Here is a 26,945-nt window from a genome sequence, read left to right on the forward strand (position 1 = left end):
CTTGGTGGACATCACTGCCCCAGTGGGACGGCCATCGCCGCGGTCTTGATGCCGAGGCCCTGGAAGCCCCAGCGGTCGAGTGCTTCGGCGTACTTGGGACTGTCGATGATGGACTGGACGGCCGCCTGGATCGCGGGGGTGAGCGCGGAGCCCTTGGGCAGCGCGACGTTCACCGTGGCGGAGACGACTCGCTCGGGCAGGACCTCCAGCGCCTCGGGCTGTCGCTTGGCGGCCCATGAAAGCGAGGTGAAGTCGTACATCACCGCGTCGAGACGCTTGGAGGCGAGCTGGGTCAGCGCGTCGTTGACGCTGGGCAGGGTCACTGCGGTGATGGCGGATTTGCCCTGGCTCGTGCAGTCCTTGTCGTTGAGCTGCGGCAGCCACTTGAGTTCCGCCGTGGTGCCGGACTGCACGCCGACGCGGCGTCCGCACAGCTCGTGGACGTTCAGCTTCTGCGGGTTGCCGCGGGGGACGGCGACGCCGGTGCCGTTCTGGAAGTAGTTGATCATGTCGAGCACCTTGAGCCGTTCCGCGGTGGCCCCCATGGTGGTCGCGGTGAAGTCGAACCGCCCGCCCTGCAGGCCCGGGATGATGGTGTCGAACTTGACGTTGTCGATCTGCAGTTTGACCCCGAGCTTCGCCGCGATCAGCCGCGCCATGTCCGGGTTGAACCCGATCGGCGTCTTGTTGTCCGTCGCCATGAACGTGGTCGGTGGACTCGACAGGTCCATCGCCACCGAAATGGTGCCCTTGGTCTTCACCGCCTCCGGCAACAGCTTCACCGCCGCCGGATCCGGCTGCACGCCCGCCGAGATGTCATCGGTGTGCTCGACCTGATCGGACTCCTTGGGCTTGGGCTGGGAGGCGTCGACCGACCCGCACGCGACCAGCGCGACTGTCAGGGACGTCGCGGCGAACGCGGCACGCAGTGGTGTGGTGACTCGCATGGTGGCCGTCCTTCTTCAGACTGGGAACGTGGTGCGGGACGAGGCGGCCCGCTCACTTCATGAGGTCCTTGAACTTGTAGTAGGCGCCTGCGAAAGGCAGGAACCAGGGCGGTCCGAAGTGCCCGGGGATGCGGGTGAACTTCAAGTCGCGCCAAGGGTTCGCGCTCGTCGTGCCGTTCAGGTACTCGGCCATCTGCTTGCCCATGTGCGTGGCCATCTGCACGCCGTGACCGGAGTAGCCGAGCGAGTAGAACAACCCGTCGCGCTCACCGGCGTGCACCATGCGGTCCATGCTCATGTCGACCAGACCGCCCCAGCAGTAGTCGACCCGTGCCTTCGCGAGCTGCGGGAAGACTTCGGTCATCGCCTTCTGCAGGATGCGCCCGCACTTCTCGTCCGACTGCGGGTTGGACATGGTGAACCGGGCTCGGCCGCCGAACAGCAGCCGGTGGTCCGGGGTGATCCTGAAGTAGTTCAACAGGTTCTTCGACGTCGACGCCATCCGCCTGGTCGGTAGCAACTCGTCGCAGACGTCCTCGCCCAGCGGCTCGGTCACGATGATGAAGCTGCCGACGGGCGCGATCCTGACCTGCTGCCAGCGGAACGGCCGGCCGGTGTAGCCGCTCGTCGCCACGAGCACCTGGTCCGCCTGCACGGTTCCCCGCGGTGTGACCAGTTCGTGCCGCGTTCCGTTCAGCCGCCGGATCTGCTCGACCGGTGCCTTCTCGTGGATGGTGGCGCCTGTCCGCACCGCTGCCTCGGCGAGTCCTCTGGCGAATTTGCCGACGTGCAGACCCGCGCTCTTGGAATCGGCCATCGCGCCGTGGAAGCAGTCGGAGCCGATTTCCGCACTGAGCTCGTTCCTGCTCACCACGCGCGTCTCGACGCCGATCCCGGACAGCACCTCGGCGGTCTTGCGCAGGCCGTCGAGGTGGGTCGGCTTCGACGCGAGGTTCAGCTTGCCGGTGCGGGCGAAATCGCAGTCGATGCCCTCGTCGCCGACCAGCTTCTCGACGGTGTCTACCGCGTCGTGGTAGGCCAGCAGGTACGCCTTCGCGGTCTCCAGGCCGTAGCGGCTGACCGCGTCGCGGAAGCCGATCGACAGGCCGGTGGTGGCCATGCCGCCGTTGCGGCCGGACGCACCCCAGCCGACCGTTTCCCTCTCGAAGACCTGGACGTTCGCGCCTTTCCGCGCCAGGTGTAGGGCCGCCGAGAGGCCGGTCAGCCCTGCACCGACGATCGCGACGTCGACCCGCCCACCGATCTCGGTCCGCGATCGGGAAGGGCCCTGTGGCGCGGTGTCGAGCCAGTAAGGGGTGAACTTCATCGCTGTCCTCCGGCTCTTCAGGGGCGGGGCAGACCGAAGAGGACGGGGAGGTCGGCGATGTCGGTGATCCGCTTGCAGCCGAGCCACGGGTGGTCCGGCTCGAAGCCGCGGTCCATGTACACCTTGTTTTCGAAGCCCATGACGGTCGCGGAGCGGAGGTCGTACTTCGGGCTCGCCGAGACCCACACGATCTCGTCGGGCGTCGCGCCTAGCTTGTCCAATGTGTACTGCCACGCGTGCAGCCGCGGCTTGTAGCAGCCCATCTGCTCGGCGGTGATAACGACCTCGAACGGGGCCTTGAGGTTCTCCACGAGGCTCGGCGCGTGGACGTCATCGGTGTTCGTCACGATGACCAGCGGAACCTCCTCGGCCAGGCGGTTCAGGGCCTCGGTGACACCGGGGTAGGGGGTGAACGTGGGGATCTGTTCGTACACCGCCTGAGCGTCACCGGCGCGGTACTCCAGGCCGAAGTGGCGCATGGTGCGCTCCAGCGAGTTGGCGATGACCTGGTGGAACGGCTTGTAGTCGCCCAGGGTCTCGTCGTACCGGAACTCGTTGCCCGTCTGCCGGAACTGCTCGGCGATCTCGGCCGGCAGCCGGTCGCCCAGGACCTGGCGGATCACGTCGTTGATGCGGAAGTGGATCAGCGTCCCGTTCATGTCGAACGTGACGAACTTCGGCTTGCTCTCGAACTCCACTGTTCCTCCTGTGTTCGATCGTCGTTTGTCGATTGTCGACCATCTTGCGAGGGCTGTCAACGCTGCATCGCCTCGACGCGGCCGGCCGGCCGCGTCGACGGAGCGCGGAGGTCGACGAACTGGGCTCCGACAAGTGGATCGGGCGCGATGGACGTGGCGGAAGCCGCCGCCCCCATGTGTCTCTGGCAGGTTGCCATCGCGAGACGTCTCGACGAGGGCAGCGCCCGCAGGCATCGGCGTTACGACACGGTGAGGTAGATCTTGCGCACGGTTTCAATGGTCTTCCAGACACCGACGAAGCCGGGCTTCATGACAAAGCTGTCGCCCGCCGTGTAGATCACCGGCTCACCGCCATCCGGCGTGATTTCGATGACGCCGGAAATGATGTGGCAGAACTCGAAGGTCTCGCCCTTGATCGAGCGCGTCTCGCCGGGAGTGGCCTCCCACACACCAGTGTTGATCTTTTCCCCGCGGGCGGCGTCCTGGGCCCAGGTCTTATAGGTCGGGTCGCCGGAGATCAGGCGTTCCGGCAGTGGGCCGGACTCGCTAGGGGTGAAAGAGGGATTGGTGTCGATGGTCTTCAGGAGCGACATGCTTTCCTCTGCTGGTCTGGGAAAATGCGATTCTGGAGCGGACATACGAGGTGAAACCGGGTCGAGTTCGCGCATCTCGGACCAGGGCCTGACTGGCGCCCGCCGTGGTCTCGGCGCGCGGCAAGCGGCGCAGGTGGTGGGGCTGCCGGGTTTCATCGACTATCTCCGGCACCCGCTACCGAGTCCACGTGTGATCTGTCCACTGGGGGCGCGGCAGTTTGACGTTGTGTCAAGCGTGGGGCTGGTCGACGGCGTGCTCCCGCGGCGATGGGTGTTGTCTGGCCATGCGCCCCGTTACGTAGCGTGGCTCTCGGCCGACGTGGCCTCAGCCTGCGCGAGCTGCGTCTCGCCAGGCTTGGGACCAACCGGCACCAGCGCGGAAGGGGAACGGGTCATTACGCGGTCCGTTGGGCCGCCGCCGCGTTCCTGAACGACCGCTCGGCGGCATAGCGGGCGGGTTGCCCTGCAAACCATTGGTGAATCGACTTGCTCCGCTGATCTACTGATGTGCCACCGTGAGTCTGCCGCGCGACGGAGGTAGCAGTTGTGACGGGTTATGACGAGCTTGCCGAGGTGTACGAGTGGCTCATCTCCGATGCGAAGCTGGCTCCGGCCGAGTTCGCTGCGTCGTTCGACGATGCCCTCAGTCTCCTGCCGTCGAACGCTCACGTCCTTGATTGTTCGTGCGGGACCGGACAGTTGGCGGTTGGCCTCGCCGGTCGTGGCATACAGGTTGTCGCAACCGACGCCAGCGAAGCGATGGTTCGTCGGACTGCGGAGTTGTCTGAGGAGTTCGGGGCTTCCGTCCGGGCCGTGAGGGCGAGCTGGGAAGAGTTGCCTGACCATTTCGAGGACGGCACGTTCGACATGGTGTTCTGCGTTGGCAACTCGCTTCACCATGCCGCGGGCGCGACAGGCAGGGGTGCTGCTCTGGAGTCGATGTCACGGCTCTTGCGCCGTGGCGGGCGCTTGGTGCTCACCTCCCGCACGTGGGAACTCGTGAGGGCCAGAGGTTCCCGGCTGGACATCAGTGACCGACTCGTCCGCCGGAACGGTCGCGATGCCGTCGTGGTCTACCGCTGGGAGATCGCGCCGCGTTGGGAGGAGGAGCACCACATCGAGATTGCGATCGCCCAGGTTGATGCGACTGGGTTGGTTCTTGTCCGCTCGGAACTGCTGTCCTGCTGGCCCTACCGGTACGAGGAACTCGAAGTCGAGCTGCACCGGGTCGGACTTCGGACGGAAGTGAGCACGTTCGACCTTGAGGCCGAGAACTACATGGTGGTGGCGAGCAAGGTATAGACAACGGGCACTCAGCCGCTGGCCGGACCGTGCGGTTGCTCGCGGGAAGCCAGTGCTCTCTCATCGGTAGAAGAGGGCGTTCTCGGCACGAGGAGACTGGCCTCGAGCACGCAATCGAGAACGTGTTCTTACAACGCCGCCGAGCTGCGAGGTGGTCTTGTCGCTCGCAGCACGTTGGTCCCACGACCTTGGCAACTGACGGATCTCTGCGCCACCGCGCCGCGCCGTGCGTGTGGTCCAGGCGCGATCAAAGTCGCGGCATGACTTGCATGGCCGCGGCGTCGACAAACCTGCTGCGATCACTGACCGTGCAACTGGCCGCCAGCGGGGAATCCAACTGGCCGTCCGTGGGTGGCCGTCCACGGGGAATCCGACTGGCCGCTGACAAGAGTTCACCGGCCGAAGCCCCGTTCGATCATGCTCGGACAACTCGACGCTATGCCCCGCGATGATCGCCGAGTCCCGCATAGCTCCAGCCCGTTGAGACGGCAGGACAGGTCAGACTCCAGTGCGGAGAGGCCCGGAGTTGAAGGTGATGACGTCAGCGAATGCCTGTGGCAGGTCGAACGCGTGGCCGGTGATGTCGGCGTAGGCGCGATGGAGGTTGAGCACGATGCGTTCTGCGTCCGGCATGTCGGTGAACGGGCCGAGGTGGCAGGTGCGGGCTGCCTCCAGGGGTGTGAGTCCGTCGCGCAGGCCTTTCTGGGCGGTGGCGAGCACCAGCCGGTAGTACGCCTGGTGCTGCTCGAGCACCGTCGGCAGGGTGTGAGCGTCGATGACGGCGCCGTGGCCCGGCACCACGTGCTGGGGTTCGTACGAGGCGATCCAGTCCAGCGATCGCAGCGCACCTTCCAGGGAGCCCATGAACACCAGTGGTGTGACTCGGTGAAAGAGCAGGTCGCCGGCGAACAACACGCGCGTTCCGGGGAGCCAGGCGATCACGTCGCCGTTGGTGTGGGCGGGATGGCCTGGGTGGTGGAGTTCGATGCGGTGGCTGTCGCTGTGCAGGGTGAGTGCCGTGTGGATTGTCAGATCCGGGGCGCGTCGCGTCACCGCGCCCCAGTCGGGTACGGGATGCCAGATCGGTGGGCAGCCGTCGATGACGGTGTCGGCCAGGATGCCTTCTCGGGTCGCTTCGTGTGCGATGACCATCGTCGTGGCGGGAAGCAGGCTGTTGCCGTGCGTGTGGTCGCCGTGCAGGTGGGTGTTGACCAGGTAGCGGATCGGGGTCCCTGGTGCTGCCTGGTCGACGGCGGCGAGCAGGGCGCGGGTTCGTGTTTCGGTGGCGCAGGTGTCGATCAGAACGGCGTGGTCATCCGCGATGACGAAGCCGGCGTTGTTGATCCACCAGGAGCCGTCTGGCTGCACCCAGGCGAAGACGCCGGGCGACAGGGTGTGGGTGCCCGCGGCCTCCGGTGCCGCGCTGTGGCCGGCGGTCATCCGTGGCCTCCGTGAGGTGTGAGCAGGTGCGGGTGCGAACGGGCGCGCAGGTCGCCGGTGGGGCGTTCGACGGGCTCGGTCACCCGGCAGCTCTGGGTGCCCAGGTGCTCGACGGTGAGGGTGACGGTGTCGCCGGGGGCCAGCGGAGGGTGGGCGTCGGGTCCGTGGCGGCCCCACAGTTCGGCCAGACAGCCGCCGCCGCAGGTGCCGGAACCGAGGATGTCGCCGGTGCGTACCTCGGTGCCCCGCGAGGCGTAGGCGATCATCTGGGCGTAGCTGAAAGCCATGTTGCTCCACCGGTCCTCGCCGACGACGGTTCCGTTGACGGCGGCCGTCATCCGCAGGCCGTAGGCGTTGCCTTCCCGGTAGGGCTCCAGTTCGTCGGGGGTGACGAACACAGGCCCGAGCGTGGTGGCGCTGTCCTTGCCCTTGGCGGGGCCGAGACGGACCTGCATTTCGGCGAACTGCAGGTCGCGTGCGGACCAGTCGTTCATCAGCACGTATCCGGCGATGTGGGACTCGGCCTCGTCGACGGTCAGGTCCCGGCCGCCTTGCCCGATCACGGCGGCGACCTCCAGCTCGAAGTCGAAGCGTGTGCAACCGGGAGGAACGCGGACATCGTCCTGCGGGCCCTGGATCGCGTAGGGACTGGTGAAGTAGAAGGCCGGAGCTTCGTACCACTGCTCGGGCGGGCCGGCGTCGGGTCCGCCCATCCGGGCCACGCCCTCGACGTGCCGCTCGAAGGTCATGAAGTCCCGCACCGTCGGCGGCGCGGGGATCGGCGCACGTAGCTGGAGCGAGGCGTACGGGTGCACAGCGCGCGGATCGCGCAGCGCCGCCTCCCCGGCGTCGTTCAACCGCTGTGGCTCGCCGAGCAGGTCGACAAGACGGATGCCGGGCGGCAGTTCGTGGACGAGGTCGTCGGGGCCCAGTACACCGACGCGGTCGCCGTCGCTGTCGACATAGGTGACGAAGCGCATGATCACTTCTCCGGAGTCGTCTGGAGGCCGTGCGACATCCGGGCGATGAAACCCCAGCCCTCCGGCGGAGTTCCCGGCAGGGGACGTCCGGCGGCGGCTACCCGGCCGAGGACTCCCTCGGCAGAGGACTCCGCCTGCGTCAGCAGGGCCGGAAGGTCGGCCCCGGTGAGCAGGCCGTCGCGCTTGGCGAAGCGGCCGGCGACCAGAACGTGACGGACGTCGGCGGGTGTGGTCTGGAAGACGAGGGTGCCGGCCGGGTCGAGGTGGGGGTGCTGGGACATGCCCGGTCCGCCGGTGACGATGATGTCGGCCTGTTTGCCGGGGGTGAGGCTGCCGATCCGGCCCTCCAGGCCGATTGCCTCCGCCGCGTTGACGGTGGTCCAGGCCAGCGCTTCCTGCGCGGTGATGGTCACCGCGGCGGGATCCCCTCCGCCGAGGTTGAGCGCCTCGGTGTCTGCCCAGCGCTGGAAGGCCAGGCCCATGCGGGTCTGCGTGAACAGGTCGCCGGTGTTCAGCGAGACGATGTCGCAGGACAGGGTCGGCTTGATGCCGTGCCGCCGAGCCGCGGCGAAGGCCGGGCGGCCCATGCCCATGTTGAGCTCGGTCTCCACCGAGATCGACAGCTTGGCTCCATGATCGGCCAGCAGGCGCCACTCCTCATCGGTGAGGGTGTTGCAGTGCACGTGGACCAGGTCCGGCCCGAGCAGGCCCGCCGCGGCGAACTCGCGGACGCCGCTGGGCAGCGACCACACGCAGCCGGTGTGCGTGACGATCAGCGCGTCTCGTTCACGGGCGGCGGCGACCTCCGCGCGGGTGGTCTCGAACGGCAGCGTGCCGTACTCGGTGAGCGCCACGCCGAGGGTCAGCAGTGCGTCGCGGCTCGGGAAGTGGGCGTCGGCGATCCGCGCGAAGTCCGCGAGGCGGGCGGCGTGGTCACCGAAGTGCGGCGGCTGCATCGGGTTCGACTCGAAGAACCCGTAGCCGAACACCGCCCGGATTCCCGCGTACCGCAACCCTGAGATCGCCGCGTCGGTGTGCTCGGGTGTGTTGTTGCAGTGCGAGAAGTCCAGGATCGTGGTGACACCCGAGTTGAGCGCGTCCAGGGCACCGAGCTGGTTGCCCAGGTGAACGTCGTCGGCCAGGTAGGCCGGAGAGACACCGAGCCGGACGCCGAACAGGTAGTCCGCCAGGGTCCAGTCGGCACACAGGGCACGCAGCTGCGTCTGCCAGGTGTGCCGGTGGGTGTCGATCATGCCGGGTGCCACGATGTGTCCCGCGACGTCGACGATCTCCGCGTCGCCGACGGGCAGGTCCGGTGCCACCGCGGCAATCAGACCGTCCTCGATCAGGACGTCACCGCGCGGCAGGCTCCCCAGGCGCGGATCCATGGTCAGAACGGTGCCGCCGCGCAGCACGGTGCGATGCCGGGCCATGATGACTCCCTTGTCATCCGAACCACAGAGGCAGGAACCTCTCCTGGCCCCACCTCATCAGGAGGCAGGCCGACGATCATCAACCAAATCGGTTGTGAACAAGAGCTTGACGACTCGGCCCCGGTGACGTAGACGGACGTACCACGCAGGCACCGATCGGGTCACCCGAAGCCGAAGCACGGAGGGCGCAAGGGATGGACATCCGGGCACTCCGCTACGCGGTGACACTGGCGGAAGAACTGCACTTCGGCAGGGCCGCGCGGCGGCACTACATCAGCCCCCAGCCCTTCGGCCGCCACATCCAGCGACTGGAACGGGAACTCGGCACCACACTCTTCGACCGCACCAGCCGCCGGGTGACGCTCACTCCCGACGGAGCACGGCTGATCGCGGAGGCCAGCAGACTGCTCAGCACCGCGGACTCCCTCACCGCACAGCACCGCGACGGCACACCCGACGAACACCAGCTCACCCTCGGTGTCCTGGGATTCGGACTGGCCGAACGCTGGCCGGACCTGATCGAGACCCTGCACAGCGCCGACCCCGGTATCGCCTTCTCCTATGCCGAACTGGACCTCGCAGACCAGTACGAAGCCGTCCGCAGCCACCAGGTCGACGTGGGCATCGTCCAGTACGTCGGCCCGGTCGACGGGCTCGTCTTCGAGCCCGCGATGACCATGCCCCGAGTCGTGGTCGTTCCCGCCCGTTCCGCGTTCGCCGAGGCAGATCACCTGACCGAAGCCGACGTCAGAGACGCCTCCTGGCTCCCCACCGCCCTGGCCCACCCCGCCCTCGCGGCCTGGTCGGGGCCCGCCGTGCCCAGGTCGCTGGGCCGCAACGCCCTGCGCCACCCCGCCGCCATACCGGGGGCCGTGGCGACGACCGGTCTCCTGGCCCTGCACGCCGATGCCGCCCGCCGCTTCTACCCTCACCCCGACGTCCGCTTCGTTCCTCTCTCAGGACCACCCGTGGAGATCGCCGTCGCCACGCGTGCCACCGACAACCGGACCACCATCGCCGCCGTACGAGACGCCACCCGGCTGCTCCGCACAGCACGGTGAACCAGCTCGGCGATGACATCCACATCGCCCGTCCTGGGGCGCATCTGAGGCGCCACGGCAAGGGCCCCACACAGCGCATCACACCCCTGACCAGCAGCATCTCAGCCGGCCGGTCCACCGACCCGGTGTTCCCACCCGCCGAAGCCACCGGCTCCGCCGATACAAAGGAATCCGCGTCTGGCCTCACGCTCCGCGCGTTGCGGTGTCGGCCGCAGGAGCGCCTCTTCGGTTTGTGCGAGGTGGCGGGCGAACTCGGGCCCAGGCGGGACATGACGTGCTCGGCGCCAAACCGCCGCTGCGCATACCCGCCTGGCCGGTCCGCCTGCTCGCGGGCAAGGGCGCATTGGAGTTCATGACCCGCAGCCGCGGCATCACCAGCGAGAAGACCAAGCGCGAACTGGGCTGGACACCCCGGTATCCAGCTGGTGCAAGGGTTTCCTCGACGGGCTGGACTGACATGTCGATCTCGGAGCTGGACTGCGAGCTGCGGCCCAGGACGTTCGCCAGTCCGCCGGTACCTGCCGATGGCCTGACTCGATTGCGTCTGGGTAAATCATCGGTTGACGAGCTTTCATTTGAAGTCAATCCGTGGCGTGCCTAGCGTCTTCGGCATGAACCTCGTAGTCCTCGCGGCCTCGGGCCGCACGGGTCTCGCCCTCGCCCGCCAAGCCCTGCGCCGCGGCCACACCGTCACCGCGATCGCCCGCGATCCGGGCCGGATCACGCTGGACCACCCGAACCTGCGCAAGGTGGCGGGTGACGCGATCGACCCGGCGAGCATCGCCGCCGTCGTCGGCGCGGACTCCGTCGTGCTCTCCGGTCTCGGCACGGAAGTGGCCGGGATTCTGTCCGACGGAGCGAAAGCGGTGGTCGCCGCCGGGCCGCGCCGGATCATCTGGCTCGGCGCCTACGGCACCGGCGCGTCCGCCGAGGCGGCGGGAGAGGGTGCCGCCGTGCTCGCGAAGTTCCTGGGCGACCGGATCTCGGACAAGATCGCCGCCGACAACGCCGTGCTCGCCGCCGGGGGCACCGTCTTCCACGCCGGTGTGCTCACCGACGACCCGGAGAGCCCGCGCAGGCGCACGGTCGGCCTGGACGCCGCACCGCCGTTCGACCTGGGAGCGACGGTAAGCAGGGAGACCGTGGCCGCCGCCATGCTGGACGAGGCCGAGAACCCGCGCTTTCCCGGCGTCGTCGCCCTGCCGCTAGCCGGCTAGCACCTCGGCGAGGGTCGTCCGCACCTGCTCGCGCAGCCAGGTGTGGGCGAGGTCGGAGTCGTACCGCTGGTGCCAGGTGCAGTTGATCGGTGCCTCTGGGGACTCGACCGGCAGTGGCCGGGTGAGCAGACCGAACGCCTCGATCAACGGGCGGCAGACGATCGTCGTGGTGGTGACCAGCGCGTCGCCCGCCGCCGCGATCTGCAGCGCGGAGTGCACCGTCGCCACCGTCGCGATCACCTTGCGCTGCAAGCCTTCTGCTGCCAGCACGTCGTCGATCGGTGCGGTGAGACGGCCCCGCCGGGAGACGAGCACGTGCGGCTGCGCGGCGTAGGCGGCCAGGTCGAGGTGGTCCGCGCACGGGTGGCCGGACCGCATGACCACGGCCAGCGGATCGGTGCCGAGCGTCTCGGAGCGGAACTCCGGCAGGTCGGGACGGCCGCTGCCGAGCTCCAGGTCGACCCGGCCGTGCCGCAGGTCGTCGGTGTCGGCGGAGTGCTCGGCGAGTACCCGCAGCCGCACGCCCGGTGCCTGCTCCGCGAGCCTGCCGACCAGCAGCGGCACGAGCGACGAGGTGAGCGCGTCGTGGCACTGGAGCGTGAAGGTGCGGTCCAGCTCGACGAGGTCCAGCTTGCGGCTCGGCGCGAGCACGGCGTTGGCCTGCCGCACCAGCCGGTGCACCTCTTCGCGGATGCCCAGCGCATACGGCGTGGGCGTCATCGAGTGGCCGGTGCGCACCAGGATGTCGTCCCCGGTCGCCTTCCTGATCCGCCCGAGGGTGCGGCTCACCGCGGGTGACGACAGGTGCAGTCGCTGCGCGGCACCCATCACGCTGCCCTCTTCGAGTAGCGCGTCCAGCACGGTCAGCAGATTCAGATCCGCTTGCATGACAGACAATCTTGGAGGAAACCATGCTCGCTGCCACAACCGCGTCCGTCCGCCGTGCCGGAGCGCGGATGCTGAAGCGGTACTCGACGGAGTCACGCACGTCCAGCCTCGCCGAGGTCATCGCCGCGGTCCGGGCCAACGATGCGGCCGTGGCCGACGTGCTTCGGGCGGAACTGGCCGAGATCCGGCCGGAAGCCCGCTGGCTCGACGACGAACACGGTTCCGGAGCGCTCGAACCGGGCGAGTGGTGGCTCGTCGACCCGGTCGGCGGCAACATGAACGCGGTCCACGGCATGACCGACTGGAACATCGGCGTGAGCCTGGTCCGCGACGGGCGTCCGGTGCTGGCGGTCGTGTACTTCCCGTTGGCCGACGAGATGTTCACGGCTACCGAAGGCGGTGGCGCGTTCCTCAACGGCGTCCGGCTGAAGGTCTCCGGCAAGACGTCGCTGGACGGCGCGCTGGCCGGCACCGGTCAGGCCCAGCCGGGCCAGGGCTCGGAGATCGCCGACCGGATGGGCGCCTCCTACAGCGCGATGGTGAAGGAGGCCCTCTACGTCCGGATCTCCGTGCCGGTGACCCATCAGCTCGCTCAGGTCGCCGCGGGACGGATGGACCTGCACTGGCAGTACGACAACGTGCGCGCACACGCGGCAGGCGTGCTGCTCGTTCAGGAGGCCGGAGGTGTCGTCACGGATCTCGACGGCAAGCCGTGGGAGCTGACCAGCCGTGAGTACCTCGCCGCCGCGCCAGGCGTGCACGGCGCCGCGTTGGAGGTGCTGGCGTAGCGGGCGGCCCCCGCTCGTGCACAGTGCGAGCGGGGGCCGGAGGTCGTCCGCGGTGAAATGTGGAAGGAGCGGACCGGCCGGGGCCGTGGCCATCCGCAACCGGCGCAAGGTTTTCCGGACGATTCGGCGTCCATCCCGCTTCTGCGGAGGTCATCGTCGGTGTCACCGGGGCGCTTGCCGCGCTCGGCCTGACCGGCACTCCCGACACCGAATCCGGTCACGCCGATCGGACGCTGCTGAGGGCCGCCTGGACGCAGACCTGCTTGCCCGCCAAGCGAAGTCGCGACACCCATCACCTGTTCTGGGACTGTGTGCTGGTCGCGGAACTGACCACCGGCGAACGTCCCACCGACCCGCTGCTGGCCGACGCGATCGGGGGAACGGCAGCCGCCGTGCTGTGGCGCGAGCACCTGACCGCCGACGTGCTCCTGCGTCCCTCGACTACGGCAGGCGTTCAGAGCGGGACTTCGGCATGACCAAAAGGGTGTGGCCCGATCCGGTGCTGGACACCGTGAACCGTGTGGTGTGGACGATCGAAGGCCTGCGGGGTATGTGGGTTGTCTTACGGTGGTGTCACGATGATCAGTCTCATAGACCGTGACACTTCCTTAATAGCCTGGGCTTCCGAGAGAGTCGCGGCATAGGTGGGCGCGGTCAACCCGGCCCTATTGTGGGCGGTGGGGCAGGCTGTCCGTCCTGTACTGGCTGCCCGCTGCGAGCGCACGCTCAGGTCGGAGTTCGAGGCGCTGCATGCGGAGCTTCATGCGCGCTATGTTGTCTCGCCCGCGCCCGACGGCCTGATCGACTGCATTGCCGAACCAAGGCCATCGAGTTGCCGTCGTACACGCGCGGCGGCGTCGCCGCGGCCTTGTTGCCGGTACAGCTCCAGTGCCTCCTGCCACGCCTTCCGAGCCTGGTCGTGTTGTCCGAGGGCAGCGTGAGGGTGGCCGAGGTGGTCGAGGGTGTCCGCGACCTCATAGGTGTTACCGAGGGAGCGGAATATGGTGAGGGCCCGGTGGTAGCGCTTGACGGCCTTCCAGTGTTCGCCGGTGTGGTGGGCGATGAACCCAAGGCTGTCCAGGGCGGCAGCTTCGCCGTCGGGGTGGCGGTGGCGCCGGTGCAATGCGAGGGCACCACGACAGTGGTCGAGGGCGGTGTCGAACTCGCTCAGGCGTGCGGCGTACCAGCCGACGAGGTTGAGCGCGTCGGCTTCCCACTCCTGGTGGTCAAGGGTGCGGTAGAGGTCGAGGGCGTGTCGGGCGTGGTCCAGGGCCCGCCGGTCGTCTCCTCGTCGTTCCCAGGCCGCCGCGAGCGCCTGGTGCGTGTGCGCCTGCCCGGTGAGGTCGCGGTGGCGTTTGGCCAGGTCGATAGCTCGGTTCAGGTTGCAGGTGGCTTCCTCGTGAAGACCGAGCCGGGAACAAACCCGGCCGAGGAACCGGTGCGCGAGGCTGCGGGCGGCAGGGTCGGATAGGTGTGCGGCGGCGTCCACTGCGGCCCGCCACGCGGCGAGCGCGTCGCGCAGGAGCGCTCGCCGGAGGTGGAAGGTGTCCAATGTCCGAGCAAGGTGCCAGACGACGTGGTGGCGGCTGAGGGCGACGGCGGCGCGTTGGGTGGCCAGGAGGGTGGCGTGCTCAACCTCCAGCCAGGCGATCGCGGCCGCAGCGTCAGGCAGCGGGTGCGGGTGGACCCCGGCTACGGGCGGGTCGGGGGCCTTCAAGAGGTGACGGTGAGGATCCAGGAGGCGGTCGGCGGCGTGGGCGGTGTGCAGGTGGAAGTCCATCACCCGTACGAGGGCCGTTTCCCGCAGGTCACCGGGCAGGTCGTGGGCGGTGGTCGTCGCGTAGGCCCGGATCAGGTCGTGCATCGCGTACCGGCCGTGCGGTCGCCGTTCGAGCAGGGATGCCTCCTCCAGCGCCGACAAGGCTTTGCGGGCGCGGGCCGGAGGTAGGCCGGTGAGGGCGATGACGGCGGGGAGGGTGGTGTCGGGGCCGGGGGCGATGCCCAGTAGCGCGAACACGGTGCGCTGCTCGTCGGTGAGCCGTCGCAGGGACCAGGACAGCACGGTGGGCAGGCTGGCGGCGGGGTCGCTGTCGTGGTCGAGCACCTGCAGGCCCAGCTCGCGCAGCTCGCCCGCCACCTCGGCCAACGGCAGGCCGGGACGGGTGGCGGCGTTGCGGGCGGCGATGGACAGGGCCAGCGGGTAGCCGCCGCACAGCTCGACCAGCTCGTCCACCGCCGCGGGCTCGGCTGCGGCACGGCTGGCGCCCAGGCGTGCCGCCAGCAGGGCACGCGCCTCGGTGCGGTCGAGCACGTCGAGGGTCAGGTGGCGGGTGCCGTGCCGGTCGATCAGGGAGGCGAGCCTGGTGCGGCCGGTGACGAGCACGGTGCAGGTCGGCGAACCGGGCAGCAGCGGGACGATCTGGTCGGCGGTGGCGGCGTTGTCCAGCACGATCAGCATCCGCCGGCCCGCGACCAAGGTGCGGTACAGCGCGGCTTGCGCGTCCAGATCGGCCGGGATCCGGCCGGAGTCGATTCCCAGGGCGTCGAGGAATCCGCGCACCGCCACCTCGGAGGCCATCGGCTCTTGCGTGGGGCTGAACCCGCGCAGGTCCACGAACAGCTGCCCGTCGGCGAACCGGTCCAGGTGGTGGTGCGCCCACGCCAGGGCCAGCCACGTCTTGCCGGTCCCGCCGGCTCCTCCTATCGCCGAGATCATCACCGTGGCGGAGGCTGGTGTCCCCGAACTGCTCCCACGCGGCAGCGGGTCCTCCTCCGGCTCGGTGGTCAGCGCCTGGTCCAGGCGAGCCAGTTCGGCGTCGCGGCCGGTGAACCACCGCGGCAGCGCGGGTAACTGCCGGGGCACCGGCTTCTCCATTTTCGTGGCTGTCCCGCGCATGATCGCTGCTGATGGTGGGGTGAGGGCTGGGTCGGTGTCGAGGATGCGCTGATGGAGGTCCTGTAGTGCGGTGCCGGGCTCGGTGCCGAGTTGCTCGATGAGTCGGGCGCGGAGTTGCCGGTAGTGGGCCAGCGCGTCGGTGGTGCGGCCGGCGCGGTGCAGGGCCAGCATGAACTGGGCGGCGACGCGTTCGTCCACGTCTTCCTGTTCCGCCAGCGCGAACAGTTCGGGCAGCACCTCGGTGTGCCGGCCGCAGCGCAACGCGACGTCGACGCGATCGAGCCTGGCGGCGATGCGTTCGCGCTCCAGGCCGGTGCGGACCGCGGCCAGCCACGGGGTGTCCAGCCCGGCGAACGGCTCACCCCGCCACAGCCCCGCCGCCTCCTCCAGCAGCGCCAGCGCCCGCGCGTCGTCGTCTGCACTGCTGGCCTGCCGCACGAGGCGGCGGAACCGGTGCAGGTCCACCGCCTCCGGATCCACCTCCAGCACGTACCCTCCGGCCCGCCGCACGACCGCGAGCTCACCCGCCAGCACCCGTCGTAGCCGCGACACGTAATTGCTGGCCACCGACCGGGCCTTGTAGGGCAACCGATCCGCCCACACACGGTTCAGCAGCTGCTCCATCGTGACGACCCGGTTCGCCTCCACCACCAGGACCGCCAACACACATGTCTGCCGCGCGTGACCAACCTGCACGAACCGGCCATCGACCCACAGTTCGACCTGCCCGAGCACACGCAGCTCTGCCCCCACGATGCCCACCTCCCCGGCCCCTTTACTACTCCGCCCGCACACCGTCTTGCGACGGCTGACCAGGCGATTGCCAAAACGTGGTGACGTCCCGGCGAATCGGGAGTCCACCGTCTTCGTCACGTCCGAATCAGCCGACGGGACCAACAGCAAGGAAGCCTGATCCACGGAGAGGAATCAGAGAATGAAGCCGTCCCAAGTCAAGCTGTCCCGAGCCGCCGCGATCGGCGCTGCCGTACTGCTCGGCGTGGGAGGCATGGCAGTCGCGCCCAGCGCCGCCTTTGCCTCGCCGCTCGACAGCTGCTCCGTCACGGCCTACCTGCCGCAGAAATCCGGAAACACCATCACATTCTCCGCCGTCGCGGCCTGCACCGGGCATCTCGCCGTTCACCAGTACGCGATCTCGCGCTACCGAAACGGTCGATATCAGGGCAACACGTCCATCCGCTGTGTCGACACGATCGCCTGCTACGGCTCGACGACGCAGTCCGACGTGGACGGCAACCAGGAGTGGTGCACCGTGATCGAGGGATCTTCCTATATCCCAGGCGTTGGCGGCAGGCCGTTGGCGGCGAAGAAATGCGAGACCAACAGCTGGTAGCCGGGCGGAAGGACAGGTCGGGCGCGGGACCAGTTGGAGGGCGGCCTGGTCCCGCGCGAGGCGCAGTGCGATCCGGCGACGGCCTGGAGCTCGGATTCCCGGCCCTGGTGTCGTCGAGTGCGGCCAACACAAAGCCGACACGGCGAAAAACGGGGACGGCTGGGGCGACGTGCGGTGGGCCGGGGCGACCGCCGGGGGTCCTTCGTCTACTGCGCCAGCGGATTCGACGCCCACTACTTCGCCTACCTCACGGAAAGGAACTCATGACAAGGATCCGCAGCACATGCGCCACCACGGCGGTCGTGATCGCGGCTGCGGTGCTGTCCGCAGTGTCACCCGGCATCGCGCAGGCAGCACCGTCCTGCAACAGCTTCACGACGTACGCCATCGATGGTGGGTACATGCGCGTACCCACCATCGGATGGGACACCGGCAACTACAACTGCGAACTGGGCAGGGGCAACTTCGGCGACGCCGTCCGGGTCGTGCAGGTGTCGATGCGGCGGTGCATGGGCCAGAACATCGCCGACGACCGCGACTACGGCCCGAAGACCGCGCAGGCCATGAAGAACGTCCAGACCACGCTCAACGCGTGGTACCACGAGAACATCGCGGTCGACGGCCGGTACGGCCCGCAGACCCGGCGGACCGGCTTCCCGTTCGCGGTGTTCCCCACCTTCACCACCTGGACGCCGCGAGAGGGCGGCTACTGCTACTACAAGATCGACCCGTGATCGGCTGATCCCGCTGGAAGCGCTTTCCCGGACGGGCGGACTGACGGCCCACAAGTACATCGGAGGCCCCGCCCGTCGGTGAGGCCATGCGGAGGGGCACCCCTGCTCGCTGGGGGTGCCCCTTCAGATCTGCCCTTCAACGGCCGGTGCAACGCCGTATCATGATTAACTGCGGCGATGCTGGTGGCCTGAGCACGGAGGAATCGACGCCAGGAAGTGTGGGTGTCGCGGGTCGGCGTCGGCGGTATACGCAGGCGCCTGAGCACACGGCGGATGGTCACGCGGCCACTCGATACCCCAGCTTGAGTAGTTCGCCCTGAATGCGGCGGTAGCCGCAGCTGGTGTTCTCCCGCGCCATCCGCTCGATCAACGCCACGGCGCTGTCATCGACCGGCGCGCCGGTCCGGTTTGGACAAGTCCACTTCTTCGCGACCAGGTGTCGTTGCCACCGCAGCACGGCCCCTGGTGTCACCACTCGTCGTCGCGCTCGGGCCGACCTGATCACGGAGGCGGGAGGGCCCAGGTTCCCCCGGCGCCTGATCGACCTCCAGCAGGGGGCAGCTTGCCGTCGGCCGGTGACAAGAACTCCCACCGGATCGAAGCGGGCTGGCACGGCTTGGGCGACCGGCTCCTGCGCTGATCGTCCACTGTGGTCTGACGGCCGGCATCGGCCGAGCAGCCCAGCCGGCGTCAGCCAGTCGGCGTGGTACTCCACCGCGTGGATCAAAGGCGGCACCTGAGCGCCCCTGTCACGTACCGTCCACCGTCGGATACCCTTTGTAAGCATTGGTCGGGCATACTGTGCTCACGCAGGGCACGCCGCCGGCCCGACCGCGACCTCGATCCGAGCCAACGCCAACCGGTCGGAAATCCGCCGCTTCCCACCCTTCGGCGCGTCGCGGGCACTTACTCGACGATTTCGAGAGGGGACGCGTGCGCAGATCATCACGGCTGAGACGCAAGCTGGTCACCGCGGCGGTGGCCGCGTTGCTGACAACGACCGGTCTTGCGTCGCCATCGGCTGCCGCGGCAGGACCTGTGGGCACCATGGGCGCCGGCAGCACCGACTTCAACGGTGACGGATTCGCAGACATGTCCATCCTGTACGACTATGGCGGCGGCGAGGCTGGGCTCTTCGTACTGCCTGGCAAACCAGTGATCGACGACGGTGTCACCAGAAGCCCGTACATGGTCTGGTCGGTACCGAGGGGGAACTTCTGGCCCAGTGCCATGAAGATCACCGCCGGGGACTTCAACGGCGACGGCCGGTCGGATGTGCTGGCCCTGTACGACTACGGCGGCGGCGAGGCCGGACTGTTCATCTACCCCGGCACCTCCGCGCAGGGCAGCACGGCGGCCGAGCCGTACCTGGTCTGGTCGGCGCCGAGGGGGAACTTCTGGCCCAGCGTCATGAAGATCACCGCCGGGGACTTCAACGGCGACGGCCTGTCGGACCTGCTGGCACTCTACGACTACGGCCGCGGCGAGGCCGGCCTCTTCGTGTTCCCTGGCACGACCGGCCGCTACCAGGGCGCGACCTCGCCCTATTTGGTCTGGCACGCCCCGCCGGGCAACTTCGAGGTCAGCCGAGCCACCCCGGCCGCCGGTGACTTCAACGGTGACGGGCGAGCCGACCTGGTGGTCATGTACGACTACGGCAACAACGAGTACGCCCTGTGGGTGATGCAGGGGACGACCTCCCGACAACCTGACTCGGTGAACCCGTACTGGTGCTGGCACAGTGCCGGCTGGACGTCCTTCCCCCGATACCAGCTCAACACCGGGGACATCAACGGTGACGGTCGATCCGATCTGGTGGTCGCGGTCGACAACGCCACCTGGTTCCTCTCCGGTACCGCGGGTTCCGGCGACAACGCGACCTGGCCCGGTCTCTACCTCACGGACGGGATTTCGCTCAACGACAAGAAGATCACCGTAGGCGACTTCAACGGCAACGGAGCCGCGGATGTGATCACCTTGGTGGACAAGGGCAACGGGGTCGCCGAGGCGTGGGTGACGCCGGGTGGGGTACCTGCCCCCAGCCGGTACAAGCAGCGGGTCTGGCTGAGTGGTTCGGGCCAGTTCTGGCCCAGCGTCACCAAGGTGGCCTGACCGTCGACCGGCTGGCCGCCCATCACGTTGGCGGCCAGCCGGTCGCGGTGATGTCCTCGTCGACCCTCACTCGTGGTTCAGCGCGCCGGACCAGAACATTGGCGGCGTATCCGGTGTGGTGGTAATCAGCGGTGTCGATCCAGTTTGCCTGGCCTGGCCCATCGCGACGGACACAGGCGATTGCCCGCGCTCTGTGAGGCCTCAGTTGAGCATTGTGCGAGTCACGCGCGGCGGTGTACCAATACCTGTCTAGGTACGTCCATTGTGGATGGCCAGCACCGTCCGAAATAGACTTCCTGGGGCATTCTGGGGCATTTGACGTCGGGGCCCAATGAGACTCTATAGGGTCTGACCAGGCAAAACATGCCGATGGGGCCGCCTTCGGAAGATGTCCCGAAAACGGCCCCATCACGGCCTGTCAGGTCTGGTCGGACCACCACTTCTGGCCGGCCTCGCCCAGGGTGGAGATCGGGTCGTAGTAGGGGTAGCGGCGGTCCAGCGCCTCCGGGTCTTCGAGTTCGATCCCGGTCCGGTAGTTCTTCGTCCAGTAGGAAATGCCCAGCTCACGGTCGTATTCGGCGAGCTGGTGCACCCACCTCTTGCCCACGTACGGCACGTCGCACACGATGCGCGGCGTCGCGTAGCCGGGCAGGTAGCCCATGATCGCGTGCTGCAACTCCTGCGCCTCCCACACCGACACCCTCCAGTGCTCGGCGTTGGGGATCATGTCGCACATGTAGAAGTAGTACGGCAGGATGTTCGCTTCCCCTTGCAGCGCAAAGCAAAGGTCCAGCAGGTCGTCCGGTGTGGCGTTGACGCCCTTCATCAACACGCCCTGGTTGCGCACGTCCCGCACGCCGACCTCAAGAGCGGTCCGCGCCGCCTCGGCCACCAGGGGTGTCACCGACTGGGCGTGGTTCACGTGCGTGTGGATCGCCAGGTTCACGCCGCGGCGGGAGGCCGTGCGGGCGACGCGCTCCAGGCCCTCGACCACGCGCGGCTGGATCCAGTGCTGCGGCAGGCCGGCCAGGGCCTTGGTGGCCAGGCGGATGTCGCGGACGGTCTCGATGTCCAGCAGGCGCATCAGGAACGACTCGAGCTGGGGCCACGGCACGTTCGCCACGTCGCCGCCGGAGACGACCACGTCGCGCACGCCAGGGGTCTTCTTCAGGTAGTCGATCATCTGGTCCTGGCGGTCGACCGGCTTCAGGGTGAGCTTGTGCTTGTCGATCAACGGCGTCGAGTTGCCGACCAGGTCCATGCGGGTGCAGTGGCCGCAGTACTGCGGGCAGGTCGACACCATCTCGGCGAGGACCTTGGTCGGGTAGCGGTGGGTCAGGCCCTCGACGACCCACATCTCGGCCTCGTGCAGCGAGTCGCGCTGCGAGTGCGGGTGCGACGGCCACCGCGGGTCGCGGTCGGAGCGCACCGGCAGCATGTAGCGGCGGACCGGGTCGGCCAGGAAGGCGTCCGTGAAGTCGGCCGGTGCCGCGTCCACCGCCATGGTGTTGAGCATCTGCGGCGGGATCAGCATCGACATCGTCGCGAAGTTCTCCTGGTCGGCGGCCAGGTCGTCGTAGAACTTCTCGCTCAGCAGGTCGCCGGTGACCTTGCGGAGCTGCTTGACGTTCTTCACGCAGTTCACGCGCTGCCACTGGGCGTCGCGCCACTGCGCTTCGGTCACGTGCGCCCAGCCGGGGAAGCGGCGCCAGTCGGGTTCGACCAGCTCTCGGCGGACGTACGTGTACGGCTGGCGGTCCAGCCGCTCCAGCGCCGTGGGGGCGTCGTGCAGCGCAGTCATCCGTACTCCTCAGCGTCGAGGTCGCGTAAAGATATCCTGTCATACCGCTAGCCTGCCGTAAATATTTCAGATCAACGCCTGGTGGAGGCGGGTGCGGGAGCAATCCGGCGGCCTTGTGCGTTGAGGGGATATGCCTGTCTTCGCCCTGGTGCTCGTGGGGATGTTCGCCGAGATCGCGGTCATGATCGCCGTTGGCAACGCCATCGGCGGGCTGTGGATGATCGCGTTGCTGCTGGTCGGCACCCTCGTCGGTCTGCAGCTCGTGCGCAGGCAGGGTGCGCAGACGATGGCCGCGTTCTCGCAGGCCGTGTGGAAGCGTCAGCAGCCGCACCAGGAGATGGCCGACGGCGTCCTCATCGCGGCGGCCGGTGCGTTGATCATGGTGCCGGGCTTCATCAGCGACGTGGCGGCGTTGTTCCTGCTGTTCCCGCCCACGCGCAGGCTCGTGAGCCGCCGGATCGCGCGCAAGGCCGAGGCGGCCGCGCTCAAGTTCGAGCACGAACGGCGCTTCGGGCCCGGTCAGGTCGTCGAGGGCGAAGTCGTCGACGTCGAGCCGGTGGTGATCACGGATCGGCGCGAGCTGACGTGATCCGCGCGTACCGGCCCGCTGACCTGGACGCGCTCTACGACATCTGCCTCGACACCGGCAACGGTGGCCTGGGCGCGCGGCACCTGTTCGACGACCCGCGCCTGCTCGGGCACGCCTACGTCGGTCCCTACGTGGCGTTCGAGCCCGACCTGGCGTTCGTCGTGGAAAACGACGAAGGTGTCTGCGGGTATGCGATCGCGGCCGCCGACAGCGTGGCGTTCGAAGAGCGCTGCGACCGCGACTGGTGGCCTGACCTGCGTGTTCGTTACCCGCTGACGGCGAACGCCAACCGGGTCGTGCAGAACATCCACCACCCGGCGCGCGTCGATCCGGTCCTGACGCTCGACTATCCGGCGCACATGCACGCCAACCTCCTGCCACGGGCGAAGGGCAAGGGGGTGGGCGGCAAGCTAGTTCGCGCCGTGCTCGAACGCCTTGAGAAGGGCGTTCATGTGCACGTGCGGCATCACAACACACACGCGATCGGCTTCTGGGAGCACCTCGGGTTCCGCGTGATCGACTCGGCCGACAAGCTCGTCCTGGGACTGCGCCTCTAACCCTGCTGCTTGCGGAACAGCCGGACCACGTTGTCCGCGCCGCCGGTGGCCAGCAGGCCGTCCGGCCCGGTGGCGATCGTGAACACCGATTCCGGCGCCCTGGGCAGCTCGGCGACGTGCTTGCCGTCCGGCACGCTCCACACCGAGGCACCGCCCTTGCCCGTGCTCATCACCAGGTGCTTGCCGTCGTGGGTGAACGCGGTCGCGTCGCCACCCGCCGGCGCGTCCTGCAAGGTGATGTCCTTGCCGTCCTTGAGATCACGCAGCCGAGTCGGCACCTTGCGCTTGTCGGCGCCGATGACACCTCCGCTCACCACGAGGTAGGTGCCGCCACGGGACGCGTCGAGGTCGCACGACGAGTGCTCGGTGGTGACGATCGTGTCGCCGTAGCTCTTGGCCTTGGCGTCGTACCGGCGGATCTCCTTGCCGGTGCTGACCGCGAGCATGGTGTTGTCGAGGAAGACGGCGCCGCACACGTCCTTGAGCGTGGCGACGGTCTTGCGGCTCCCGGCGTCGCGGATGTGCAGGACCTCGTCGCTGGACCAGATCGCGATGTACTCGCCGTCCGCGGAGTAGGACAACGCCTCGACCCAGTCGTCCGCTCCGGTGAACGTGTTCTTCACCGTCCAGGTGTCGGTGTCGACCGTGCGCATCTTGGTGTCCCAGCCGCCCACGGCGAGCCGGGAGCCGTCCGGGCTGAACGCGACGGCCTCGACGACGTCCTTGTCGACCTGGAACTCCTTGACCAGATCCCCCGACCGCGCGTCCCACACATGCACCTCGCCGCGGTAGTCACCGGCCGCGATCAGCTTCCCGTTGGGGGAGATCGACAAGCTCATGATCCTGCTGTCAGAGCCGGTCAGCACCGCTTGCTGCACCCACTCGACCCCCTTGGTGGCCGGCGGCGGCGCCTCTTCCGCGGTGACCGCGACGATCAACGGTGGAACTCCACCGACCACCAGCAGCGCCCCGCTCAGCAGGGCAACCCGCTTGGGTGACCGCCTGGGACCGCGCTCGGGATTGCCCCACGCCCACACGGCGAACCCCAGCGATCCCACCGCGGCCAGTGCGCCGACCACACTCGCGATCTTGTCGGCGGCGTCCAGCCCGGTCGCGAGCAGCCAGCTGACCGCGGTGCTCACCACCGCGACCACCACCAGGACACCGATGAACCGCATGCCGCCTCCCCTCCGACCTGATCTCGGAGGGTGGTGGAGAGTGGTTACGGCACACGGGATCTATCACCCGATGGCACTAGCTGGAGACCCGCGCGGGTCAGGCGAGCAGGTCCTTCAGCAGCAGCTCGAAGTCGACGACCTCCTGCCCGGCGGGCACGGCGGCGTAGGTCGAGTCGAGGAACCGGCTCAGCTCGTCGGCCGACAGGTGGAACACCGCGTGCGAGTCCTCGGTGAACAGCTCCAGCACCAGCACGTCCCCGTGGCCGGGCCGCAGCCGCACGTCCCCGATCCCCGCGGGCGACAGCAACCCGTCGGACAGCAGCTCACGGCCGACGACCCAGGTCGACTCCTGGTCTCGGGCCTGAAACCGCAGCGTGACGGCGTGCGGATCGTCTGAGCGATATTGAAGGTCGACGTTCATCGACTCGACAGTGCCGTCCGGCCGAATGAACTCAACGACGGTGACGGTCCCGATGCGCGTCTCGTTGAACATCGCCGTTCCTCCTCCGCTCCGAGGGTGCTGCCATCCACACGGATGCCGTTCGGGATCGGTTCAACGCATTCTCGAACTGCTCGCTGGGTACCTGAAGGCGCATGACCGTCTACGGCATCCACGCGTCGCACGAGCAGATCCACCCCACCGGCCTGCTCACCGCCGTGCGCAGGGCCGAGGAAGCCGGCTTCGCCGCCGCGATGAGCTCCGACCACTTCTCACCGTGGAGTTCGCGCCAGGGCCATTCCGGGTTCGCCTGGTCCTGGCTCGGTGCCGCGCTGCAGGCGACGACCCTGCCGTTCGGCGTGGTCACCGCCCCTGGTCAGCGCTACCACCCGGCGATCACCGCCCAGGCCATCGGCACTCTCGCGGCGATGTTCCCCGGCCGCTTCTGGGTCGCGCTCGGCACCGGTGAGGCCAGCAACGAGCACATCACCGGTGACGGCTGGCCGCGCAAGGACGTCCGCAACGCCCGGCTGCGCGAGTGCGTCGACGTGATCCGGGCGCTGCTCAACGGCGACGAGGTCAGTCACGACGGCCTGGTCCGCGTCGACCGCGCGAAACTCTGGACGCTCCCGACGCAGACACCGCTGCTGATCGGCGCCGCGGTGAGCCCGCAGACCGCCCGCTGGTGCGCAGAATGGGCAGACGGACTGATCACCGTCAACGCCCCGCCAGACCGGCTCCGCGAGGTGGCCGACGCCTACCGGGACGCGGGCGGCCGGGGCGAGCTGCACCTCCAGGTGCACCTGAGCTGGGCACCGGACGAGGACACCGCGCTCAAGATCGCGCACGAACAGTGGCGCACCAACGTGTTCCGTCCGCCGGTCTGCTGGGACCTCGAACTCGCCGAACACTTCGACGTCGTCGCCGAGCACGTCACGCCGGGGCAGGTCGCCGAGGTCGTCGACGTGTCGGCCGACCTCAAGTGGCACGTCGAGAAGCTGCACACCTACGCCTCACTTGGCTTCGAGCAGATCTACCTGCACCACGTGGGCCAGGACCTGATCCCGTTCGTCGACGCGTTCGGCGAGCACGTGCTGCCGGAGGTGACGAGATGATCCGCACGTCCGACGTCTGGTGGAAGAACGCCGTTCTGTACTGCCTCGACGTGGAAACGTTCTCCGACAAGGGTTTCCGCGGCTGCACCGAACGCATCGACCACCTCCACGCCATGGGCGTGACCTGCATCTGGCTGATGCCCTTCTACCCGACCCCCGAACGCGACGACGGCTACGACATCACCGACTTCTACTCGGTGGATCCGCGGCTGGGCTCGCTGGGCGACTTCGTGGAGTTCGTCCGCTCCGCCCGCGACCGGGGCATGCGGGTGATCGCCGACCTCGTCGTCAACCACACCTCCGACCAGCACCCGTGGTTCCACGACCCGGCGAAGCGCGACTGGTACGTCTGGGCCGACGAACCGCAGACCGACGGCCCGCAGGGGATCACCTTCCCGGACAAGGAGAACAGCCTCTGGCAGTACTCCGAGGAGGTCGGCAGGTACTACCTGCACCGCTTCTACAAGCACCAGCCCGACCTCAACGTCTCGAACCCCGAGGTGCGCGACGAGATCGCCCGGATCATGGGCTTCTGGATGGAGCTCGGCCTGAGCGGCTTCCGCGTCGACGCCGTCCCGTTCCTGCTGGAGCACAACGACGCCACGGACGCCATGTCGCTGCCCAACCCCCACGACTACCTGGCCGACCTGCGCGCGTTCCTGACCCGCCGCAACGGCGAGGCCGTGCTGCTCGGCGAGGTCAACCTGCCCTACAAGGACGCCATGGCCTACTTCGGTCACGGCGTGGGCGACGAGCTGACGATGTGCTTCGACTTCGTCGGCATGCAGGCGATGTACCTCGCGCTGGCCCGCCAGTCCGCCGGCCCGCTGATGAAGGCGCTGCAGGAACGCCCACAACCACCACGCGACGGCCATTGGGCGACGTTCGTGCGCAACCACGACGAGCTGACGCTCGACAAACTGCCGGAAGACGAACGTCAGGAGGTCTTCGACGCCTTCGGCCCGTCACCGGAGCAGCAGCTCTACGGCCGCGGCCTGCGCCTTCGCCTGCCGACGATGCTCGCCGACGACTACCGCCGCATCCGCATGGTCTACAGCCTGCTCTTCACCCTGCCCGGCACCCCCGTCCTGTTCTACGGCGAGGAGATCGGCCTGAACGAGGACCTCTCGCAGGAGGGCAGGCTCGCGGTGCGCGTTCCGATGGACTGGGAGGCGGTTGATCGGCAACGTCACGCGCCGGACTCGCTGCTGGGCTGGATGCGCCTGCTGATCGAGCGCTACCGCGAGTGCCCCGAACTGGCGTGGGGCGACTGCCAGGTGCTCGACGTCGGCGACCCGTGCGTTCTCGCCCATCGCGCGGACTGCGACGGCGGCACGGTCATCGCCGTGCACAACTTCGCCGGCCGCGCGGTCCCGATCGAACTCCAGGTGGACGGCTCGCTGACCGATGTCCTGACCGGTGACGGCTGCGACGTGAAGCTGGAGCTGGGCCCGTACGACTGCCGGTGGTTCCGACTGGTTTCCGAGCGATGACGTAGC

Annotated in this window: 27 protein-coding genes; 13 read left to right on the plus strand and 14 right to left on the minus strand. The window is 68.4% G+C overall.

Going from position 1 to position 26,945, the window contains the following annotated elements; genetic code table 11:
- Positions 1-11 precede the first annotated feature (11 nt).
- From JOD27_RS05485 to JOD27_RS05500, 4 genes are all read right to left on the minus strand, one after another.
- A complete protein-coding gene (locus tag JOD27_RS05485; RefSeq protein ID WP_204760947.1) occupies positions 12-947 on the minus strand; it encodes an ABC transporter substrate-binding protein in 936 nt (311 codons plus the stop codon).
- Between the two features lie 52 nt (positions 948-999).
- Positions 1,000-2,274 carry an NAD(P)/FAD-dependent oxidoreductase gene (locus JOD27_RS05490; protein WP_204760948.1) on the minus strand — a complete coding sequence of 425 codons (1,275 nt, stop codon included), beginning with the start codon at positions 2,272-2,274 and terminating at the stop codon, positions 1,000-1,002.
- Between the two features lie 17 nt (positions 2,275-2,291).
- A complete protein-coding gene (locus JOD27_RS05495) occupies positions 2,292-2,972 on the minus strand; it encodes a haloacid dehalogenase type II (RefSeq protein ID WP_307829908.1) in 681 nt (226 codons plus the stop codon).
- A gap of 239 nt (positions 2,973-3,211) precedes the next feature.
- The gene (locus tag JOD27_RS05500; protein ID WP_204760950.1) at positions 3,212-3,565 is read right to left on the minus strand and encodes a cupin domain-containing protein; all 354 of its coding nucleotides are present in this window, start codon (positions 3,563-3,565) and stop codon (positions 3,212-3,214) included.
- Between the two features lie 546 nt (positions 3,566-4,111).
- On the opposite strand from JOD27_RS05500, the gene JOD27_RS05505 reads away from it, so the two are divergent.
- Positions 4,112-4,867: a class I SAM-dependent methyltransferase gene (locus JOD27_RS05505; RefSeq protein WP_204760951.1), complete on the plus strand. Its 756-nt coding sequence runs from the start codon at positions 4,112-4,114 to the stop codon at positions 4,865-4,867.
- 498 nt (positions 4,868-5,365) lie between these two features.
- Here JOD27_RS05505 and JOD27_RS05510 read toward each other — a convergent pair whose 3' ends face one another.
- The 3 genes from JOD27_RS05510 to JOD27_RS05520 are packed head-to-tail and all read right to left on the minus strand — an operon-like array spanning position 5,366 to position 8,720.
- Positions 5,366-6,307: an MBL fold metallo-hydrolase gene (locus tag JOD27_RS05510; RefSeq protein ID WP_204760952.1), complete on the minus strand. Its 942-nt coding sequence runs from the start codon at positions 6,305-6,307 to the stop codon at positions 5,366-5,368.
- A complete protein-coding gene (locus JOD27_RS05515) occupies positions 6,304-7,287 on the minus strand; it encodes a fumarylacetoacetate hydrolase family protein (RefSeq protein ID WP_204760953.1) in 984 nt (327 codons plus the stop codon). Before JOD27_RS05515 ends, JOD27_RS05510 begins: the two co-directional genes overlap by 4 nt.
- 2 nt (positions 7,288-7,289) lie before the next feature.
- Positions 7,290-8,720, minus strand: a complete 1,431-nt coding sequence (locus JOD27_RS05520; RefSeq protein ID WP_204760954.1) for an amidohydrolase family protein — start codon at positions 8,718-8,720, stop codon at positions 7,290-7,292.
- A 194-nt stretch (positions 8,721-8,914) separates the two neighbouring features.
- On the opposite strand from JOD27_RS05520, the gene JOD27_RS05525 reads away from it, so the two are divergent.
- The 3 genes from JOD27_RS05525 (at position 8,915) to JOD27_RS05535 (ending at position 10,998) form a co-directional block, all read left to right on the plus strand.
- Positions 8,915-9,781, plus strand: a complete 867-nt coding sequence (locus JOD27_RS05525; protein ID WP_204760955.1) for a LysR family transcriptional regulator — start codon at positions 8,915-8,917, stop codon at positions 9,779-9,781.
- Positions 9,782-10,055: 274 nt separating this feature from the next.
- A complete protein-coding gene (locus tag JOD27_RS05530) occupies positions 10,056-10,382 on the plus strand; it encodes a hypothetical protein (RefSeq protein ID WP_204760956.1) in 327 nt (108 codons plus the stop codon).
- Between the two features lie 10 nt (positions 10,383-10,392).
- Positions 10,393-10,998 (plus strand): NAD(P)-dependent oxidoreductase, encoded by a 606-nt coding sequence (locus tag JOD27_RS05535; RefSeq protein ID WP_204760957.1) that lies wholly within the window; start codon positions 10,393-10,395, stop codon positions 10,996-10,998.
- Here JOD27_RS05535 and JOD27_RS05540 read toward each other — a convergent pair.
- The gene (locus tag JOD27_RS05540) at positions 10,987-11,886 is read right to left on the minus strand and encodes a LysR family transcriptional regulator (RefSeq protein WP_204760958.1); all 900 of its coding nucleotides are present in this window, start codon (positions 11,884-11,886) and stop codon (positions 10,987-10,989) included. The two genes, JOD27_RS05535 and JOD27_RS05540, sit on opposite strands and share 12 nt — an antisense overlap.
- A 23-nt stretch (positions 11,887-11,909) precedes the next feature.
- Here JOD27_RS05540 and JOD27_RS05545 point away from each other — a divergent pair, with 23 nt between their 5' ends.
- Together JOD27_RS05545 and JOD27_RS05550 are read left to right on the plus strand one after the other, a co-directional pair.
- Entirely contained in the window at positions 11,910-12,674 is a 765-nt protein-coding gene (locus JOD27_RS05545) for an inositol monophosphatase family protein (protein ID WP_239566330.1), read from the plus strand.
- A 263-nt stretch (positions 12,675-12,937) separates the two neighbouring features.
- Positions 12,938-13,150 (plus strand): hypothetical protein, encoded by a 213-nt coding sequence (locus tag JOD27_RS05550; RefSeq protein WP_204760960.1) that lies wholly within the window; start codon positions 12,938-12,940, stop codon positions 13,148-13,150.
- A gap of 293 nt (positions 13,151-13,443) precedes the next feature.
- Here JOD27_RS05550 and JOD27_RS05555 read toward each other — a convergent pair whose 3' ends face one another.
- Entirely contained in the window at positions 13,444-16,323 is a 2,880-nt protein-coding gene (locus tag JOD27_RS05555; RefSeq protein ID WP_204760961.1) for an AfsR/SARP family transcriptional regulator, read from the minus strand.
- A 253-nt stretch (positions 16,324-16,576) separates the two neighbouring features.
- Here JOD27_RS05555 and JOD27_RS05560 point away from each other — a divergent pair, with 253 nt between their 5' ends.
- On the plus strand, positions 16,577-16,921 hold the full coding sequence (locus JOD27_RS05560) for a hypothetical protein (protein ID WP_204760962.1): 345 nt from the start codon (positions 16,577-16,579) through the stop codon (positions 16,919-16,921).
- Positions 16,922-17,168: 247 nt separating this feature from the next.
- Here the strand turns inward: JOD27_RS05560 and JOD27_RS05565 are convergent, their stop codons facing one another.
- Entirely contained in the window at positions 17,169-17,309 is a 141-nt protein-coding gene (locus JOD27_RS05565) for a hypothetical protein (protein WP_204760963.1), read from the minus strand.
- 13 nt (positions 17,310-17,322) lie between these two features.
- Between JOD27_RS05565 and JOD27_RS05570 the strand changes: the two genes are divergently transcribed.
- Positions 17,323-17,655: a peptidoglycan-binding domain-containing protein gene (locus tag JOD27_RS05570; RefSeq protein WP_204760964.1), complete on the plus strand. Its 333-nt coding sequence runs from the start codon at positions 17,323-17,325 to the stop codon at positions 17,653-17,655.
- 277 nt (positions 17,656-17,932) lie between these two features.
- On the opposite strand, the gene JOD27_RS05575 is transcribed toward JOD27_RS05570, so the two are convergent.
- Positions 17,933-18,127 carry a hypothetical protein gene (locus tag JOD27_RS05575; RefSeq protein WP_239566331.1) on the minus strand — a complete coding sequence of 65 codons (195 nt, stop codon included), beginning with the start codon at positions 18,125-18,127 and terminating at the stop codon, positions 17,933-17,935.
- A 461-nt stretch (positions 18,128-18,588) separates the two neighbouring features.
- On the opposite strand from JOD27_RS05575, the gene JOD27_RS05580 reads away from it, so the two are divergent.
- Positions 18,589-19,767, plus strand: coding sequence for an FG-GAP repeat domain-containing protein (locus JOD27_RS05580; protein WP_204760965.1), 1,179 nt, complete (start codon positions 18,589-18,591; stop codon positions 19,765-19,767).
- Between the two features lie 418 nt (positions 19,768-20,185).
- Here the strand turns inward: JOD27_RS05580 and JOD27_RS05585 are convergent, their stop codons facing one another.
- A complete protein-coding gene (locus JOD27_RS05585; protein WP_204760966.1) occupies positions 20,186-21,568 on the minus strand; it encodes a KamA family radical SAM protein in 1,383 nt (460 codons plus the stop codon).
- A gap of 130 nt (positions 21,569-21,698) precedes the next feature.
- On the opposite strand from JOD27_RS05585, the gene JOD27_RS05590 reads away from it, so the two are divergent.
- Positions 21,699-22,157: an FxsA family protein gene (locus tag JOD27_RS05590; protein ID WP_204760967.1), complete on the plus strand. Its 459-nt coding sequence runs from the start codon at positions 21,699-21,701 to the stop codon at positions 22,155-22,157.
- Positions 22,154-22,714, plus strand: coding sequence for a GNAT family N-acetyltransferase (locus JOD27_RS46435; protein ID WP_204760968.1), 561 nt, complete (start codon positions 22,154-22,156; stop codon positions 22,712-22,714). Before JOD27_RS05590 ends, JOD27_RS46435 begins: the two co-directional genes overlap by 4 nt.
- Here the strand turns inward: JOD27_RS46435 and JOD27_RS05600 are convergent.
- Both JOD27_RS05600 and JOD27_RS05605 read right to left on the minus strand, forming a co-directional pair.
- Positions 22,711-23,892, minus strand: coding sequence for a WD40 repeat domain-containing protein (locus JOD27_RS05600; RefSeq protein WP_204760969.1), 1,182 nt, complete (start codon positions 23,890-23,892; stop codon positions 22,711-22,713). The two genes, JOD27_RS46435 and JOD27_RS05600, sit on opposite strands and share 4 nt — an antisense overlap.
- 97 nt (positions 23,893-23,989) lie before the next feature.
- On the minus strand, positions 23,990-24,385 hold the full coding sequence (locus JOD27_RS05605) for an SsgA family sporulation/cell division regulator (RefSeq protein WP_204760970.1): 396 nt from the start codon (positions 24,383-24,385) through the stop codon (positions 23,990-23,992).
- Between the two features lie 101 nt (positions 24,386-24,486).
- Between JOD27_RS05605 and JOD27_RS05610 the strand changes: the two genes are divergently transcribed.
- Positions 24,487-25,446 (plus strand): TIGR03885 family FMN-dependent LLM class oxidoreductase, encoded by a 960-nt coding sequence (locus JOD27_RS05610; RefSeq protein WP_204760971.1) that lies wholly within the window; start codon positions 24,487-24,489, stop codon positions 25,444-25,446.
- On the plus strand, positions 25,443-26,939 hold the full coding sequence (locus JOD27_RS05615; protein ID WP_204760972.1) for an alpha-amylase family protein: 1,497 nt from the start codon (positions 25,443-25,445) through the stop codon (positions 26,937-26,939). The genes JOD27_RS05610 and JOD27_RS05615 overlap by 4 nt, the downstream gene beginning before the upstream one ends.
- Positions 26,940-26,945 lie beyond the last annotated feature (6 nt).

The sequence above is a fragment of the Lentzea nigeriaca genome (assembly GCF_016907955.1).
Lineage (GTDB): Bacteria > Actinomycetota > Actinomycetes > Mycobacteriales > Pseudonocardiaceae > Lentzea > Lentzea nigeriaca.

Excerpts from the sequence above, each read along its gene's own strand:
- JOD27_RS05485 (WP_204760947.1), bottom strand. The coding sequence starts at position 947 with ATGCGAGTCACCACACCACTGCGTGCCGCGTTCGCCGCGACGTCCCTG.
- JOD27_RS05490 (WP_204760948.1), bottom strand. The coding sequence starts at position 2,274 with ATGAAGTTCACCCCTTACTGGCTCGACACCGCGCCACAGGGCCCTTCC.
- JOD27_RS05500 (WP_204760950.1), bottom strand. The coding sequence starts at position 3,565 with ATGTCGCTCCTGAAGACCATCGACACCAATCCCTCTTTCACCCCTAGC.
- JOD27_RS05510 (WP_204760952.1), bottom strand. The coding sequence starts at position 6,307 with ATGACCGCCGGCCACAGCGCGGCACCGGAGGCCGCGGGCACCCACACC.
- JOD27_RS05515 (WP_204760953.1), bottom strand. The coding sequence starts at position 7,287 with ATGCGCTTCGTCACCTATGTCGACAGCGACGGCGACCGCGTCGGTGTA.
- JOD27_RS05520 (WP_204760954.1), bottom strand. The coding sequence starts at position 8,720 with ATGGCCCGGCATCGCACCGTGCTGCGCGGCGGCACCGTTCTGACCATG.
- JOD27_RS05525 (WP_204760955.1), top strand. The coding sequence starts at position 8,915 with ATGGACATCCGGGCACTCCGCTACGCGGTGACACTGGCGGAAGAACTG.
- JOD27_RS05535 (WP_204760957.1), top strand. The coding sequence starts at position 10,393 with ATGAACCTCGTAGTCCTCGCGGCCTCGGGCCGCACGGGTCTCGCCCTC.
- JOD27_RS05540 (WP_204760958.1), bottom strand. The coding sequence starts at position 11,886 with ATGCAAGCGGATCTGAATCTGCTGACCGTGCTGGACGCGCTACTCGAA.
- JOD27_RS05545 (WP_239566330.1), top strand. The coding sequence starts at position 11,910 with ATGCTCGCTGCCACAACCGCGTCCGTCCGCCGTGCCGGAGCGCGGATG.
- JOD27_RS05560 (WP_204760962.1), top strand. The coding sequence starts at position 16,577 with ATGGCAGTCGCGCCCAGCGCCGCCTTTGCCTCGCCGCTCGACAGCTGC.
- JOD27_RS05565 (WP_204760963.1), bottom strand. The coding sequence starts at position 17,309 with ATGGCGTACGTCGTGAAGCTGTTGCAGGACGGTGCTGCCTGCGCGATG.
- JOD27_RS05570 (WP_204760964.1), top strand. The coding sequence starts at position 17,323 with ATGCGCGTACCCACCATCGGATGGGACACCGGCAACTACAACTGCGAA.
- JOD27_RS05585 (WP_204760966.1), bottom strand. The coding sequence starts at position 21,568 with ATGACTGCGCTGCACGACGCCCCCACGGCGCTGGAGCGGCTGGACCGC.
- JOD27_RS05590 (WP_204760967.1), top strand. The coding sequence starts at position 21,699 with ATGCCTGTCTTCGCCCTGGTGCTCGTGGGGATGTTCGCCGAGATCGCG.
- JOD27_RS05600 (WP_204760969.1), bottom strand. The coding sequence starts at position 23,892 with ATGCGGTTCATCGGTGTCCTGGTGGTGGTCGCGGTGGTGAGCACCGCG.
- JOD27_RS05605 (WP_204760970.1), bottom strand. The coding sequence starts at position 24,385 with ATGTTCAACGAGACGCGCATCGGGACCGTCACCGTCGTTGAGTTCATT.
- JOD27_RS05610 (WP_204760971.1), top strand. The coding sequence starts at position 24,487 with ATGACCGTCTACGGCATCCACGCGTCGCACGAGCAGATCCACCCCACC.
- JOD27_RS05615 (WP_204760972.1), top strand. The coding sequence starts at position 25,443 with ATGATCCGCACGTCCGACGTCTGGTGGAAGAACGCCGTTCTGTACTGC.